Genomic DNA, 13958 nt, shown 5'->3' on the forward strand with positions numbered 1-13958 from the left:
CAACCGATTGTACGAAAGTCCACATTCGATCACTTCGTTTGTTCCCTTTTTATTTTCCTGTCCGATGTCGGCCTGGTAAAAATCCCGATAGCCAGTGTTATCGCTTATCCTGATCACAGACCTATTAAGGAGAAGCCTCCATAGTCCACTTTTTCGAGGGCTGTGATACTGCCTGCAGTTTTCCACAGGGGGTCCTGATGAATGCCTGCCAATTCATTTTATAAAGCCTGCACCAGACTGTTTGACAGGCCTCATCGCTCGACCAGCAAATCATTCACCATCAAAGTCAGACGCAGTTTGCCTGCCGCTCTGATACTTTCAGTGTCTTTCTCAAAGATTGCTTTTGCTCATTCCACTGACAGGCATGAACCCGCTGCTTTTGAACTGTTCAAAACTTTTACCGGCGAAATTCAGGGGAGCCTTTACCGGAGTGCGCGAAAAGCGGGTGTTTCAAGCTCATTCATTCATAAGTTTGCGGCCATTTTCCGATATAAGATTGATTTCAGTAAAGATCTGAAGGCTGGTGATCGCTTTAAACTATTGACTGACAATTCCCTGAAAAACAAGAAGGGAGCTGGCGGTGTCATTCTGGCTGCCCGACTCTATCAGAAGGACGAAATCCACACGGCGGTTCGCTACAGCGATGGGAAGTACTATACACCGGAAGGAAAAATACTCGGCAGCTCTTTCTCCCGGTACCCTCTGGGTAAAAAGGGCCGGGTCAGTTCCGGTTTTAATCCAGCCAGGAAGCATCCCATCACCGGCCAGATTCGCCCGCACAATGGAACAGATTGGGCTGTGCCCGTAGGAACTGCCATTTATGCTCCAGCTGACGGCGTCATCGTCAAAGCAAAAACCAATCACCCGGCAGCCGGTCACTTTATCGAAATGCGAAACGGCAGTCGCTATGTCACCCGGTACCTTCATCTGAGCAAACTGCATGTGAAAGAAGGGCAAAAGGTTCGCAAAGGCGATTTGATTGGTAAAACCGGAAATACCGGTTTGTCCACTGGTCCCCACTTGCATTACGAACTGTTTATCGATGGCAAGGCAGTGGATCCTATGACCGCGAGACTGCCAACCGGTGAACCTTTGCAAGGTGATGCATTGAAGCGATTTAAAAAGACCACACAACCGTTGATCGCAGCCATGAATCAGAATCAGCAGGAAACACTCCTTGTCAGTAAGGCAAGCAGTGCTCCTGATAACTGGCTAACTCTGAAAAACACTGACGCATTTTAAAATCATTGTGAACAACTCCATGGTGCGAGGTATCATTGACATGCCTGCCACTGGGTTCAGTAGCAGGCATTACGCAGAATAAAGACAAGAATAACAAAAACGCTGCTTTAGCAGGTTTCATTAGAATGAGGCCCCCTATGCAAATACGACCCCTGACTGAATGGCTCGAAGCCTATGGTGAAAGTCACCAGGACCCCACCAACAAACAGATTCACTGGATCTGCGTTCCGGCAATCATGTTCAGTATTATTGGCATTGTCTGGTCTTTCAGCCCTGCTGCGGTCATTGTGGTCATGGCCATGACCCTGATTTTCTACTTTATGCTGTCTCTGCCTTTATCTCTGGCCATCATTGCCTTATACGCAGTTATGAGTTGCATCGCCGCCAGCCTTGGTGAGTATTTACTGACCCTGAGCATTACTGTTTTTGTGGTGTCCTGGATCTTCCAGTTTATCGGCCACAAGATAGAGGGCAAAAAACCCTCTTTCTTTGAAGACATTCAGTTTCTGCTGGTCGGGCCACTCTGGTGTCTGAATTTTCTTTTTAAGAAGTGGAATTTAAGGGTCTGACAGGGTGTTTTTATCGGTAACACCCTCTAAAAACCCAAAACATTCTTTGCAGTCCATTGAGTGGCTATTCCATGGTAAGAAAAAACAACAGGGTCTGGTGCCGGATTTAGCCAATAGTACTCAAATTAACTCTGGAATTGCTGACCTCAGGCAGATCCTCAGTGCAAACTACTCGGGAGCATGAGATCGCTTGAGCTATTATGATGTACCCTTTACCGTGAACCTTAGCAGCCTGTCGGACTTAAGACTGTCCTACTGCGGTTGCAATAAATTGGTCTAAAAATCCCTGTTTCTTCGTCAAATAGCTCGCTATTCTCCTCAGAAACAGAGATTTTTATCCTCAATTTCTTGCAATCCTCGCTACGGACGCTTAAGTCCGACAGGCTGCTTAGAGAACAAAACCTGGAAGCCAATGAAAAAACTCAAAAATGAAAGCGAACTGGTCAAAGAAGCTCTGAGAGTCGGAGCCATTTATGCCCAAAAACGCAAAGTAGCTCAGTTTGAACCGACAGATTCCGCCAAGCAAAAAATTGAATATCTATACCGCCTGCTGGTTCATGACAAGTTGATACAACCTCTGGTGAAAGGGGAAGAGTCAGAACCAAGCATGAAACGCAAACTGGCGCTGTGGATATCTCGCCAACTGCCAGAAAATCATCCGCTGTTGAAATAAGCGCCCTGAATTAGGCCATTAGAAGTCATAGCTGATTTAATGTTCGGCGCTGCGGACATTTTTTTCATGGCAAAAAGCAGTAATTACAGTAAACTTCCCGGCTCGAGCAGCTCTGAGCTAAATCCAGTTCCCAGCAAATCGTGGAAGTGGCTTAAAGGCCCGGATGCGCTGCATTTGCATTATCAAAAAAACCTTTACTGGTAATCATGACCCTGACTCTGCGCTGCCCCGTCTGCCACGAATCTCTGGCACAGTCATTCCATACCTCCGGTGCGGGTCTGGGCTGCATCCGGAATCACCAGTTTGATCGAGCCAGACAAGGGTATTTCAATCTTCTTCCGGGGCATAAAAAACGCAGCAAAAACCCCGGCGATGACAAAACAATGGTTCAGGCCCGAACCCGTTTTCTGGACAAAGGCTACTATCAGCCGGTGGCTGATTCACTTGCCAAAACTCTGGACAGCCTTGAGAAATTTTCAGAAAGTAATCGGTCTATTCTTGATGCCGGTTGCGGTGAAGGCTATTACACAGAAAGGCTGCAACAGGCGTTTCCGGGAGCCGCAGTAGTCGGCATTGACATCTCCAGGCCTGCCATAATGGCCTGCTGCAAAAGAAGCAAAACTGTCCAGTGGCTGGTTGCCAGTGTTAATGACATTCCCGTTAAAGACCATGAAGTTGACGTCATTGTAAGTGTATTTTCACGATGCGACTGGAACGAATTTGTGCGACTGTTAAAGCCTGACGGGCATGTTTTGGTGATGTCTCCCGGAGAGAGGCACTTGCTGGAACTTCGTCAGGTTATCTACGAAACGGTCAGACCTTACCCTGTGGATAAACTGCTTGATCAACTTCCTGAAAGTTTTAACCTGACAGAAACAAAAGCGGTTCAGGGCATTATGCAGCTGAACTCAGCAGAAGATATCATGGACTTACTGGCAATGACCCCGCATTACTGGCATGTCAAACCTTCCCAGAAAGAAAAGCTGGCCAGCCTGGGTGCTCTGCAGTGCCGCTTTGATATGAAACTCTATGTGATCCAACGCGCATCACACAAAAGATAGAAATCTGAGCTGATTTCGTCGGGGTCTTGCTCTATTATCCGTCTCTCCCTTCCCCGAGATTGTTATACGATATGGCCAGCCCCCGGAAGAAAACCGATTCATCCAAAACCCGTGAAGAGGCTATGTCTGTAGCCAGGGCCACCCAGCGACCCGGCCAGAGCAAAGAGCAGACCAGGCTGATCGCCCAGGGCATCCAGAAAGGCATTGAGCACTATAAAAAGCAGCAAAAAGCCAAAGCCAGAGAACTCGACAAACACCTGAAAAAAGTTAAAAGGCAGGTAGAGAACCCTGCCGCAGAAACTGAAACCATCACTAAGGAATTGACCCGCTATAGACAGCATTGGCTGCCCTGGCTTTTACTGGCTCTGAGCTGGGCAGCATTTACCGCTTACCTTTTTGCGTCTGAAGTCTAAAACTTCAGATTTTCTGGCTAGAAGACCCTGTCCACCAGCAGAGCGCACAAAACAGTAATAATCACGATACCCGCCAGATTCAGAATCAGGCCACTTCGAATCATCTGACGAATCGATAACAGCCCCGAACCAAACACGATTGCATTGGGGGGAGTGGCAACGGGCAACATGAAGGCACAACTGGCGGCTATGGCTGCCGGAATAGCCAGAACTTCCGGGTCCAGGCCAAGGGAGACAGCCAGCGCACCCAGAGGCGGCAGGAAGGCAGCCGTAGTCGCTGTATTACTGGTAATTTCAGTCAGGAAGATAATCACAGAAACCACCAGGGCTATGGCGGCAATGGTAGGCAGTCCATCCAATACCTGGAAGTTGCTGGCAATCCATTCTGCCAGCCCTGTTTTACGGATAATTGCCGCCAGACTCAGACCGCCTCCAAACAGCAGCAAAACATCCCAAGGCAACCTGCGAATATCTTTCCAGTTAAGAAGAAAGTCGAGCTTTTCACCCCAGCGGACGGGAATGATAAACATCAGCAGCCCACCAGTAAGGGCTATGGCAGTGTCAGTGAGCTTTATGTCTGGTAAAAAGCCGGACAGCCAGGGTCGGAAAACCCAGCATAATGCGGTCGTAGTAAAAATTACTGCCACCCATTTTTCAGCCCTGCTTAAGGAACCCATTTCAGCTAATTGCTCTTTTAAAGACAGGCGTACAGATTCATTTTCTCCCGGACGAAGCTCATAGCCCCCGGAACTGAGCCACCAGCCCGTGACCAGCAGCATTAACAGCGTCGCAGGCATACCTACCAGCATCCATTGAGCAAAGCCAATTTCAATGCCGTATTGTTCGCTGAGAAAAGCTGCCAACAGGGCATTGGGTGGTGTTCCGATCAAAGTGCCAAAGCCGCCGATGGAGGCGCCATAGGCAATAGCCAGAAGCAGAGCCGCAGGAAAGTGTCCGTGAGAACCCCGTTCTTCTTTCATCATTGCGATCACTGACATACCAATGGGTAACATCATTATGGCCGTTGCAGTATTGGACACCCACATACTGATAAAGGCGGTGGTAAGCATGAACCCTATGACCTGTCGGCGTTCACCGGTGCCAGAAGCCAGCATGGTCAAAAGCGCAATCCGCCGATGCAGGTTCCAGCGCTCCATAGCCAGACCCAGCATGAAGCCTCCCATAAACAGATAGATGACAGGGTGTGCATAAGCCGAAGCAACCTTATCCAGAGATAACAGGCCAACTAACGGAGCCAGCAGAAGAGGTAACAGTGCAGTCACTGAAATAGGGAGTATTTCCATGGACCAGAAGACCGCCATCATCAGTGCCAGACCAGCACACTGCCAGGCAGCAACAGGCATATTCTCAGGTGCAGGCAGCACCAGGGTCATCACAAACAATGCCCCCCCTGAGATCAGCCCAGTCAGCCAGATGTAAGGGTTAGCCCCCGCTTCCAGCTCTGTTGAGGAGGGTTGTTTGCTCATGGTCTGTTCCTTGGAAGTATTCTGTTTATAAGTCGGTCAATTCCCTGATTTATTCACCCGTCTACCTCCAAAAATCCAGATACCGCCCTCTTCCATAGTGTGCAAACGGTCATTCTGACCAATTTTTACCTGAGCAATATGACAATTTTTATTCTACGCTTTGTCGGATTATCAAAATAAAATTATGAATGACTACGGCAATGGACTCCTTATTTTCTGTCAAACTCTTTTCAGTCAGAATTGCTTTCTTTATGAGCTTTGTACTGATGCTGTGTGTAGCGGCATCAACGTATCAGGCAAAAGCAGCTGACAGGCCCTCCTGTGACATGCCTGTGTGTTCGAAACACAGCATGGCTATGGAACCGGACGGCAGCGGGGGGCACTTCTGTCTTCAGTGCATGTCAGATGAAATCAATAAGTTGGAAGATGATATGGAGTTTCAGCTAACCTATGGCTATGCTGCTGAAACGGTTTCGACAGAAGCTGAACAAAGCCCCTATTACAACGTTAGAGATCATACCTCTTCACTGGCGGACCTGATGGAAAGGGCCCGTTTGTTACTCGATCCGGGGCAGGCAACAGGCGGCTATATTTCTTCTTCTGCCATGGTGAGTTCACGTTCCGGTTTATCGCTGCCAGCCACTGCCAAATACAGCTTTGAAGGGACGGCAGAGCACAAGACCAGCTTACCCACTCACGATGACCCCCGCGAAAATCTGGCCGTCGAATCATTGCCTGCTGAAATGATAACGACAACCACTCCATCTGTTGCTCACAATATTATTGAACCCGCCGAACAAGGAGGTCATGAAGAGTTTCAAACCGTGCGGACTTCTGTGCAGGATTCAGAAGGTTCATCTATTGCTTACAACCTTATTGAACGACTTGAAAAGAGAGGTTATGGAATATCAGGCACTCATGCTTCAGCCCTTCCACCCGGGGAAGCCATGTTGCTGCTGAGAGACAAGGTGGAACTGCCTGTCCTGCTCCCACTGTTGTCGCATTTTAATATCGAATTTGCAGCTCAATCCCTGTTGAATCTCAAGTCGCTTTTGCTTTCAAGTAAATACCTTATTATCCGGATGACCCAAAAAGATGGGATGATCACGGTTATCCATATTCACCCTGTAGAAAACCAGCAGGCTCTGATTATTACAGAGCTGGGTCTGCAGAGTTCGCCCATTTGTATCGAAAACCTGCCCCTCCTTCTAAGTGCTTTTGTGTACCATGAAGGGGTGACAGAACTGGCTGTTTTTACTCACGAGGCTGTCCCAGACGATCCCGCCCCTTCATCAGAAGGCGCTACTGCCGGGGCTATACTGACTCAATCTCTAACAGTCGCCATCATCGAATATATCCAACGACTGGGGGTTTCTTCACAAGAATATCCTCCTATCGAACATACCGGCGCTATACGGGAACTTAAAAAGACTCAGGATCAGGCCAAACTTGCGCTATCAATGCCAGATTATGGCTTCCAGCAAAATCCAGCTGAAGGTGATGCTTTGCAGAATGTCGAGGCTCTGACCGAAGCACGAACCCCCTTTATCGCTCAATTGATAACCCCGGACCAACAGGTCACTGTGATTAACTTTCAGCCTGAAGCATCGGGCGATGTTATGCTGAGCCTGTCAGGACAGCACTTCCTCATAGACAGGAGAGAGATAGGTGCCTTGTTTGACTGGATCATCAACCAGTTTAAGCCGCTGATACAGATTTTTATTCTGGCACCTATCTATCTCTAAGCCCACGTCCGCGCTTTTTCCTCAGCTCTGTTATAATCCGGGCCCAAACTGCATTGCCGCACAGATTTGAATGATGCAGACTTTTCACGGTAGAGAGTAAACCTTGAGTACACAACCTTTTTCCGACTTGCCGCTGCCCGAAGCGCTGCTGCACAACCTGGAGCAGATTGGCTACCGGGAAATGACCCCTATCCAACAAAAAAGCTTACCTCTGGCCATGGCTGGCAGAGACCTGATTGCCAAAGCCAAAACCGGCAGTGGTAAAACGGCAGCCTTTGCCATTGCTATGCTACTGGGCATTCATCAACGCTTTTTTGGTTGCCAGGGACTGGTGCTGTGCCCGACTCGTGAACTGGCAACCCAGGTCGCCAACGAGATTCGAAAACTGGCTCGCTACCGCCAGAACATCAAGGTCGTTACCTTGTGTGGTGGGCAACCTATTGGTCCACAGATCAACTCACTCTCCCATGGTGCCCATATCGTCGTCGGTACACCGGGAAGAATTCAGGACCATTTGCGTAAGCGAACACTGACTATCGAGCATCTAAAGACGGTGGTATTGGATGAAGCCGACCGTATGCTGGATATGGGATTTATTGATGCCATTGAAAACATTCTGGATCACACCCCGCCAGACAGGCAGACGCTGCTTTATTCAGCCACCTACCCCAGACAGATCAGGACTTTGAGCCAAAAGTTCCAGTCTGAACCTGAAGAGGTCACCGTTGAGTCAGTGCATACTCACCAGCACATTCAACAGTTTTTCTATCAAGCTGAGAATGGTGATAAATCAGAAACCCTCCGCAAACTGCTCAACCATCATCAGCCCGCTTCTACTGTTATCTTCTGTAATACCAAACAGACCTGTAAAGAAGTTGGAACATACCTTTATGATCAGGGTTACAAGCCACTGGTACTCCATGGTGATATGGAACAGCGAGAACGAGACCAGATGCTGGTACGATTTTCAAACCAGAGTGCCGACATTTTGATTGCTACTGATGTCGCAGCCCGGGGTCTGGATATTGATGATCTGGCCGCCGTCATCAATTATGACCTGAGTCGGGATCCGGAAGTCCACATCCACAGAGTCGGGCGAACAGGTCGTGCCGACAAGGAGGGGCTGGCCTTAAACCTGCACACCTCCCGTGAGCAATACAAGCTGGATGCTATTGCCGATATCTTGCGGACGGAACTGACTTTTGGTGACCACAGAGCACTGAAGCCAGCAACACAGCCACCCTCAAAAGCCCCAATGGTGACACTGGCTATTGACGGAGGAAAAAAGAACAAGGTGCGCCCTGGTGATATTCTGGGTGCTCTTACTGGTGACGCTGGCATTCCGGGAGATCAAGTTGGCAAAATCAATATCTTTGATTTTGTCGCCTATGTGGCCATTAAAAGAGAAAATGCCCGAAAAGCCTTGGCTCGCCTTGAACAGGGCAGAATTAAGGGCCGGAAGTTTAAAGTTCGCAGACTCTGATAACTCCCGTGTTTTAAGTGCTCACGGCCCATAACACATCCAATTTGTGTTATGAGCCGGGATCTTTGGAAACCGCCTCCTAAATCAAGGGGTAATACACTTGACCTTGCTCCAGTCCAGTTTTTTCGCTTCCTGAGTTATCTGTTCATTGCAGACATAACAGTAGTTGCGGTTGTGATCACTATCGTGTTTGACTTTTCTGCCAATAATGCAGTGACCCTTCATATCCATGCAGAACCTTGGTTCGTAGTTGAAACGGGCACACTCACCCAGATCCCTGGCAGAATGCTTCATTTCCTGACCGTCCCGAATCCAGTAATGGCCGTTATGAGTCCCTATATCAAACTTGCAGACATCAATGTTGCCTTTAACATATTCAGGGAACCTGCATACCTGATTTTCCGATGCCAGGTCTGAGAAAACCTGATTTTCGTAATAACGAGACTCACCCAGCTCACAGCGCTCGCCATCGGCTGATTTAGTACCAAAAGAGAAGTAACGGCGCTCTTCTCCACGAACTTCTTCAGTTCCGCTACCCGTACAGAACCTGAGTCCCTGCGTGGCAGGCTCGTGTTCCTGGGTAGGTTTGTCTCCACCACCGGGGGTTGATTCTCCCTGATACTCTCCATCCTTAGCATCAACCTCGGGCTCACCTGTCGGTAGATCACAAAACTCAAAAACACGTTTTGATAGAAAAAGTTCAGTACTAATTCCCGCAGGGTCCTTCAAATAGGGATTAGAGGTTTCTGCTTCCTGTAACTGAGTGTAATTGGCCAATAGCCACTGAAACTCATAACCGTAAGAGCTATTTCCGTTGGAATCCATATACAAGCAGGCCAGAACCTCGCCGCCTTCTACCCCCTCAAGAGACACATGCCCAACCTCAATACCAGAGCGTGTCGGCGAATTCGTCACACAAAGTGGCACATCGTCAATAGACTCAATGATTTCAGAGAGGGCATCGACGTTATACGAGCTGCTGGAATAGGTAGAAAGCCAACACGCTTTATTTGCTTCCGCATGTGCCATAGACAGTGAAAGGAAAGCCCCAGTCAGACTGGATAAAGCCATTCGAACTAAACGCATCAGAGTTCACCACTGCTAAAAATTGATAATTCAGAATCGGCTGCCTTAGAACTTTTGGAGTTATCTTTTTCTAGACACAGTTATATAGACGAAGTTAGGATTTATCGCCACATCCTCTCCCTCAGGGACATGAAATATCACTGAGCATTGGCTATAGGTAAAAGTCAGCATGGGAGCCAGTGCTCACAAACGGTAATTTTGTTATTTTTATCTAAGCAATAACGACAAATGAAAAAATCGATTCTGACGGCTGTCATCCTGGCGGCCAGCTCTACCCTTGCCCAGGCAGATATTATTGGCGCAAAACTGGGTTACAACTATTGGAATACTGCCGATCACGGTGACTTTCACACTGTTTACGGACAGATAGAGCACCCCATCCCACTGCTCCCCAATCTCGCGGCAGGTTACAGCAAACTCAATCATGACAAGCTGAAATTCGACAGTTACGATGCCTCCGGCTACTACGAAATTCTGGATAATGGCAATATTGCCCTGGACCTGGGTCTGGGGGTTCGTCGCTTTGACAGCGGTAAATACCGGGACGCCTCATTCAGCGATACTATCCCCATGTTAACTGCCGATGTGGAGCTGTTTCAGGCCAGCACTATCAGCTTTTACAGCAAGCTGTTCGCAGGTCGCTCTGAAGATACTGACTTTAACGATCTGGAAGTGGGTGCCCGTTTTTACCTGTTTGTCGGCCTGAAACTGCAGGCTGGCTACCGCCTCTACGAAATCGATATGGATGGCACCAAGGGCATCTATAACGATGAAAGCATCAAGGGCTTTAATCTGGGTCTGCACTGGGATATCTGACCTATCCCTCACGTAAAGCTGGCTCCTGTGAGCCAGCTTCCTGCCTATTCTGACAAATCTGCTAGACTTTCCTGATTGAAGAAAACTAACTAACAAAATGGCAGGTTACGGTGGACGGAACAAGCCGGGGTGAGCCCTCTCCCCAAACAGGGAATATTCCCCCTCCTCAATCTTTAATGGGCTCTGAGCAGGAAAGCGAAGTCACAGGTGAACATCATCATCGTGCTATCACTCCCACCAGCGGCGAAAATCTGGTAGCCAGAGCAGCTGTTGCAGCTGGCAAGGACGAGCAGTTGTCGCAACGAAGCGTCAGCAGGAAGAAATACACTCCGGATGAAATGGCCGAAATGGGCTATAAGGTCGAAAAGTCCCGGAAAGCCATTGCAGCATTTCTAATAGAGAATGGCTTAAATGAAGGGGTACCCGAACTTAAATGTGAACTTTACGATGGCTACAAAGAGTCCACTCAGGTCCTGTTCGTAGAGATGAAACGGTTACTGGATGCGCATTTTTCTAATGTGAACCGGATGTACCAAGTGCTCCAGTCGGATTACAGAGCGTATGGAAAACTGGAAAGCACCGCCAGAAGAGCTGCCAGATCGCGACGGGTCAGCGAAGAGGAACAGAATCTCCTGAAAGACCTCGTCATTCTGGGAAATTCTGACAAACGCTACAAGGAGTACTGGCAAGAGAAAAAACGGATACTCCTTTATGCCAGTCTTTGTGGAATACGCCTTAGCACAGCTCTCAAAGTGATTCCTAAACTTGATGCCATACGAGGGAGCGAAACCTTCCGCCAAAGGATAGAAGACTTTTTGCCCCAGTCCATTGAATGCATGAAAATGTACCAGGAAGTCATTCAATGTCAGCTGGGGCTTGAACAATATTCAAAACTTGAAGAAAGCCTTAATGCCCACGATAGAGCGGCCTTCGGGGCAGCCATGCTGGCTGATCTGGCCATGGATGACTACATGCCCACTGACGGTAAGGATAAACTTCGTCAAATGCTGGCGACCCATTCCTGCTGCTTCATCCAGTGGCTGACTGACTTCGACCCGGAGCAGCCACAAGTAGTGAAGCTGTGTAGCTGGAGAGTCAAGCATCTGATCAATGCCGCCATTCTGGCAGACAACCCCAAACAAGCTGAGCGCTTCTTACAGTTCTTCCGGAAACAGATGGAAGCAAATAATCCTGACTTTGCCCCACAGGATGTTTTCTCACTCTGCCATTCCCTAATTACATCGCTACCCTATCTTTATGACCGCCCTGAACCACTGGCCCACTTTAAAGCACGGCTGCAAGGGACTTTAGCTCCGTTAACTGAGTTAGTAACCCTGATCAGAACCATTAACAAGAAAAAAATGCTAACTGACAACCTATGGGCTGCGCTGGTGTACCTTTTTGAGCGGATCAACAATGACTACCAATTAGTAATAAAGGATCTTCGTGAGCGCGAAGCAGGGGTCGTTCAGATAGCTTCCGACCTGATTAGAGAAGAAGAAGAGGAACAAAAGCAGATCAAAGAAAAACTGGAGGCCAGAGCAAAAAAACGTCGGGAAAAAGAAGAACAGAGACAGGAGGCCCAATGGCAGAAAAAGCAGGCCACACAGGCCGCAGCCGCAGAGAAGAAGCCGGAGCCCCCTGAGCCAAAGCCCTATGACCTGGAAAGCACTCTGAGCAAGGCTACCGAGGCGTTTGCCCGAAAAGAGCCTATTGGCGTTCTGAACAACATCTTCAAGAAAGTGATTCAACATCCCCGGGTCAGCGGCTTTGACAAGGCTCAGGCTCACTACAGTTATGCAGACATGGTGACTTCCAGGCTTCGGCGTCAACTGGAGTCTGTTCACAAAATGATTGAGCCCGTTTATGCCTTCAGTGAAGCTCTGGAAAATCAGGGTCCGCCTGAGCTGGAGAAAGACATCAAATTCAGGAAAGCACTGAGGCAGTTCAAGCTTAATATGCAGAAAATCAGTATCAACACCCTGATCATGAATAAGGCCGTCACAGAAGCACAGGAGATTTTCTTTAGCCTTAATGAAGATCAGCCAGAGTTTGTTGATGCACTGGTGGACCTTCACAATGACATGGAGTACCTGGTTGCACAGGGAAAAGCCGTCATTCAATGCTGCAAGGACATTCCAGATATTTATGCCCGACGGGGTCAAATGATTCAGCATTACAAGCTGTCTAAAAAAGTTGGCTCACAGCGGCGCAGCGAGTTAAGAAGTGACTCAGAACGACATCGCGAGCTAAGCGATCACATCAAGGATCTGGAAGCACTCGGCAAAAAGCTCGATACCAGTATGGGAATGCTGGAAAAAACCCTTACATGTGAACAGGCGGCTCAATTCCGACAGACGCTTTCAATCGCGAAAACAAACACCCCGACGCCGGATGAAAAAACCAGCCCTGGTTCCATTGAAGACAAGCAGCAGACCCTGAACCCTGATGATCCGGGCCCTGCGCCTGAAATTAGTAATGATTCTGCACAGGGCTCTCTGCCCGAACCGGCAACCTCATCCATGGCAACCCCTCCGGTAGCTACTGCTGAGTTTTCAAAGGACTCCGACGAAGGGGAGATAGAAACCCCATCAGTTGCTGATATTGAAGAAGCTCATGGGGTTTTGCTACCCCTGAAGCTGCCTATTCCCGAGAACATGATGGTCGCCCTGGGCTTTTCGATCATAGAGCACAAGCTCATTGCACCCATGAAACTCTACGATTCAGAAAGCGTTCAGGAAAAAAATCTGACCGCTGCAAAATCCAGAAAAGGCAAAAAAGGGAAGCGGCAGGGGCAAAGAGAAAAAGCTCCAACAGAACCTCAAGCCACCGCTGTTAAAGAGGAAAATGCCGATCCCGGTGAATTGGGCCTGAAACTCCAGACAAGGCTCTGTGACTATCTTGAAGTGCTCAATGAGACCGGAAAAACACCTGATGGCAAAGCTGTGCCTGAGAAGCTGAATGTAAAAGCAATGCTGGCAAGAGTGAAGCAGGGTACTTTTCTGAAAGACTCCGGGTACTTTGGCGTTGACTTTACCTTTCTGTCAGATGCTCTGAACATTCCTGTTCAGGCTAACCTGCCATTGAGCAACAGGCTCTACTTTCGGCCAGGTCTGGTTAGGCCCCAGCAACTCGACCTCTGGACAAACCCGGAACCCCACCTGCATCTGGAATACCCCACTTATTCCGGAGAAGAACACCAATGGTTTGCTTCTATGGAGCATTACTTTCAATCCGGTTTTGAGGAGGATTACCAGTTGTTTACCAAGGAAGCCAAACCCAAAAAGGCAGGCAATAAGTCCAAGAAAGGATCGTGAACCACTCATTAGGCCTTTTTATAACTTTCGTCTTCACAGGCAGGAGTCTCCTGAAAGCAGATGCTA

At 48.5% G+C, this 13958-nt stretch carries 11 protein-coding genes; 9 read left to right on the plus strand and 2 right to left on the minus strand.

All coding sequences use genetic code 11. The annotated features are described in order from the left end of the window. Window positions 1–201 precede the first annotated feature (201 nt). From ACO6VG_RS02225 to ACO6VG_RS02245, 5 genes are all read left to right on the plus strand, one after another. Window positions 202–1242, plus strand: a complete 1041-nt coding sequence (locus ACO6VG_RS02225; RefSeq protein ID WP_422135431.1) for a peptidoglycan DD-metalloendopeptidase family protein — start codon at window positions 202–204, stop codon at window positions 1240–1242. A gap of 137 nt (window positions 1243–1379) precedes the next feature. Further along, window positions 1380–1811, plus strand: a complete 432-nt coding sequence (locus ACO6VG_RS02230) for a DUF962 domain-containing protein (protein ID WP_422472505.1) — start codon at window positions 1380–1382, stop codon at window positions 1809–1811. 412 nt (window positions 1812–2223) lie between these two features. Further along, a complete protein-coding gene (locus ACO6VG_RS02235) occupies window positions 2224–2484 on the plus strand; it encodes a DUF5062 family protein (RefSeq protein ID WP_422472507.1) in 261 nt (86 codons plus the stop codon). Between the two features lie 206 nt (window positions 2485–2690). Then, the gene (locus tag ACO6VG_RS02240; protein WP_422135434.1) at window positions 2691–3545 is read left to right on the plus strand and encodes a methyltransferase domain-containing protein; all 855 of its coding nucleotides are present in this window, start codon (window positions 2691–2693) and stop codon (window positions 3543–3545) included. Window positions 3546–3616: 71 nt separating this feature from the next. Then, window positions 3617–3958: a DUF2956 domain-containing protein gene (locus tag ACO6VG_RS02245; protein WP_422138974.1), complete on the plus strand. Its 342-nt coding sequence runs from the start codon at window positions 3617–3619 to the stop codon at window positions 3956–3958. Window positions 3959–3975: 17 nt separating this feature from the next. Here ACO6VG_RS02245 and ACO6VG_RS02250 read toward each other — a convergent pair whose 3' ends face one another. Further along, a complete protein-coding gene (locus ACO6VG_RS02250; protein WP_422135436.1) occupies window positions 3976–5445 on the minus strand; it encodes an SLC13 family permease in 1470 nt (489 codons plus the stop codon). A gap of 431 nt (window positions 5446–5876) precedes the next feature. Between ACO6VG_RS02250 and ACO6VG_RS02255 the strand changes: the two genes are divergently transcribed. After that, window positions 5877–7190: a hypothetical protein gene (locus tag ACO6VG_RS02255; protein WP_422413300.1), complete on the plus strand. Its 1314-nt coding sequence runs from the start codon at window positions 5877–5879 to the stop codon at window positions 7188–7190. Window positions 7191–7293: 103 nt separating this feature from the next. Further along, a complete protein-coding gene (gene dbpA / locus ACO6VG_RS02260) occupies window positions 7294–8673 on the plus strand; it encodes an ATP-dependent RNA helicase DbpA (protein ID WP_422138976.1) in 1380 nt (459 codons plus the stop codon). A gap of 84 nt (window positions 8674–8757) precedes the next feature. Here dbpA and ACO6VG_RS02265 read toward each other — a convergent pair whose 3' ends face one another. After that, on the minus strand, window positions 8758–9759 hold the full coding sequence (locus ACO6VG_RS02265; protein ID WP_422135439.1) for a hypothetical protein: 1002 nt from the start codon (window positions 9757–9759) through the stop codon (window positions 8758–8760). 228 nt (window positions 9760–9987) lie between these two features. On the opposite strand from ACO6VG_RS02265, the gene ACO6VG_RS02270 reads away from it, so the two are divergent. Beyond that, the gene (locus ACO6VG_RS02270; RefSeq protein WP_422135440.1) at window positions 9988–10575 is read left to right on the plus strand and encodes a hypothetical protein; all 588 of its coding nucleotides are present in this window, start codon (window positions 9988–9990) and stop codon (window positions 10573–10575) included. A gap of 110 nt (window positions 10576–10685) precedes the next feature. Further along, entirely contained in the window at window positions 10686–13892 is a 3207-nt protein-coding gene (locus ACO6VG_RS02275; protein WP_422472510.1) for a hypothetical protein, read from the plus strand. The last annotated feature ends 66 nt before the right edge of the window (window positions 13893–13958 follow it).

Source organism: Endozoicomonas sp. ALB032 (assembly GCF_049310125.1).
Taxonomy (GTDB): Bacteria; Pseudomonadota; Gammaproteobacteria; order Pseudomonadales; family Endozoicomonadaceae; genus Endozoicomonas_A.

Excerpts from the sequence above, each read along its gene's own strand:
- ACO6VG_RS02255 (WP_422413300.1), top strand. The coding sequence starts at position 5,877 with ATGGAGTTTCAGCTAACCTATGGCTATGCTGCTGAAACGGTTTCGACA.
- ACO6VG_RS02265 (WP_422135439.1), bottom strand. The coding sequence starts at position 9,759 with ATGCGTTTAGTTCGAATGGCTTTATCCAGTCTGACTGGGGCTTTCCTT.
- ACO6VG_RS02250 (WP_422135436.1), bottom strand. The coding sequence starts at position 5,445 with ATGAGCAAACAACCCTCCTCAACAGAGCTGGAAGCGGGGGCTAACCCT.
- ACO6VG_RS02270 (WP_422135440.1), top strand. The coding sequence starts at position 9,988 with ATGAAAAAATCGATTCTGACGGCTGTCATCCTGGCGGCCAGCTCTACC.
- ACO6VG_RS02240 (WP_422135434.1), top strand. The coding sequence starts at position 2,691 with ATGACCCTGACTCTGCGCTGCCCCGTCTGCCACGAATCTCTGGCACAG.
- ACO6VG_RS02235 (WP_422472507.1), top strand. The coding sequence starts at position 2,224 with ATGAAAAAACTCAAAAATGAAAGCGAACTGGTCAAAGAAGCTCTGAGA.
- ACO6VG_RS02230 (WP_422472505.1), top strand. The coding sequence starts at position 1,380 with ATGCAAATACGACCCCTGACTGAATGGCTCGAAGCCTATGGTGAAAGT.
- ACO6VG_RS02225 (WP_422135431.1), top strand. The coding sequence starts at position 202 with ATGCCTGCCAATTCATTTTATAAAGCCTGCACCAGACTGTTTGACAGG.
- ACO6VG_RS02245 (WP_422138974.1), top strand. The coding sequence starts at position 3,617 with ATGGCCAGCCCCCGGAAGAAAACCGATTCATCCAAAACCCGTGAAGAG.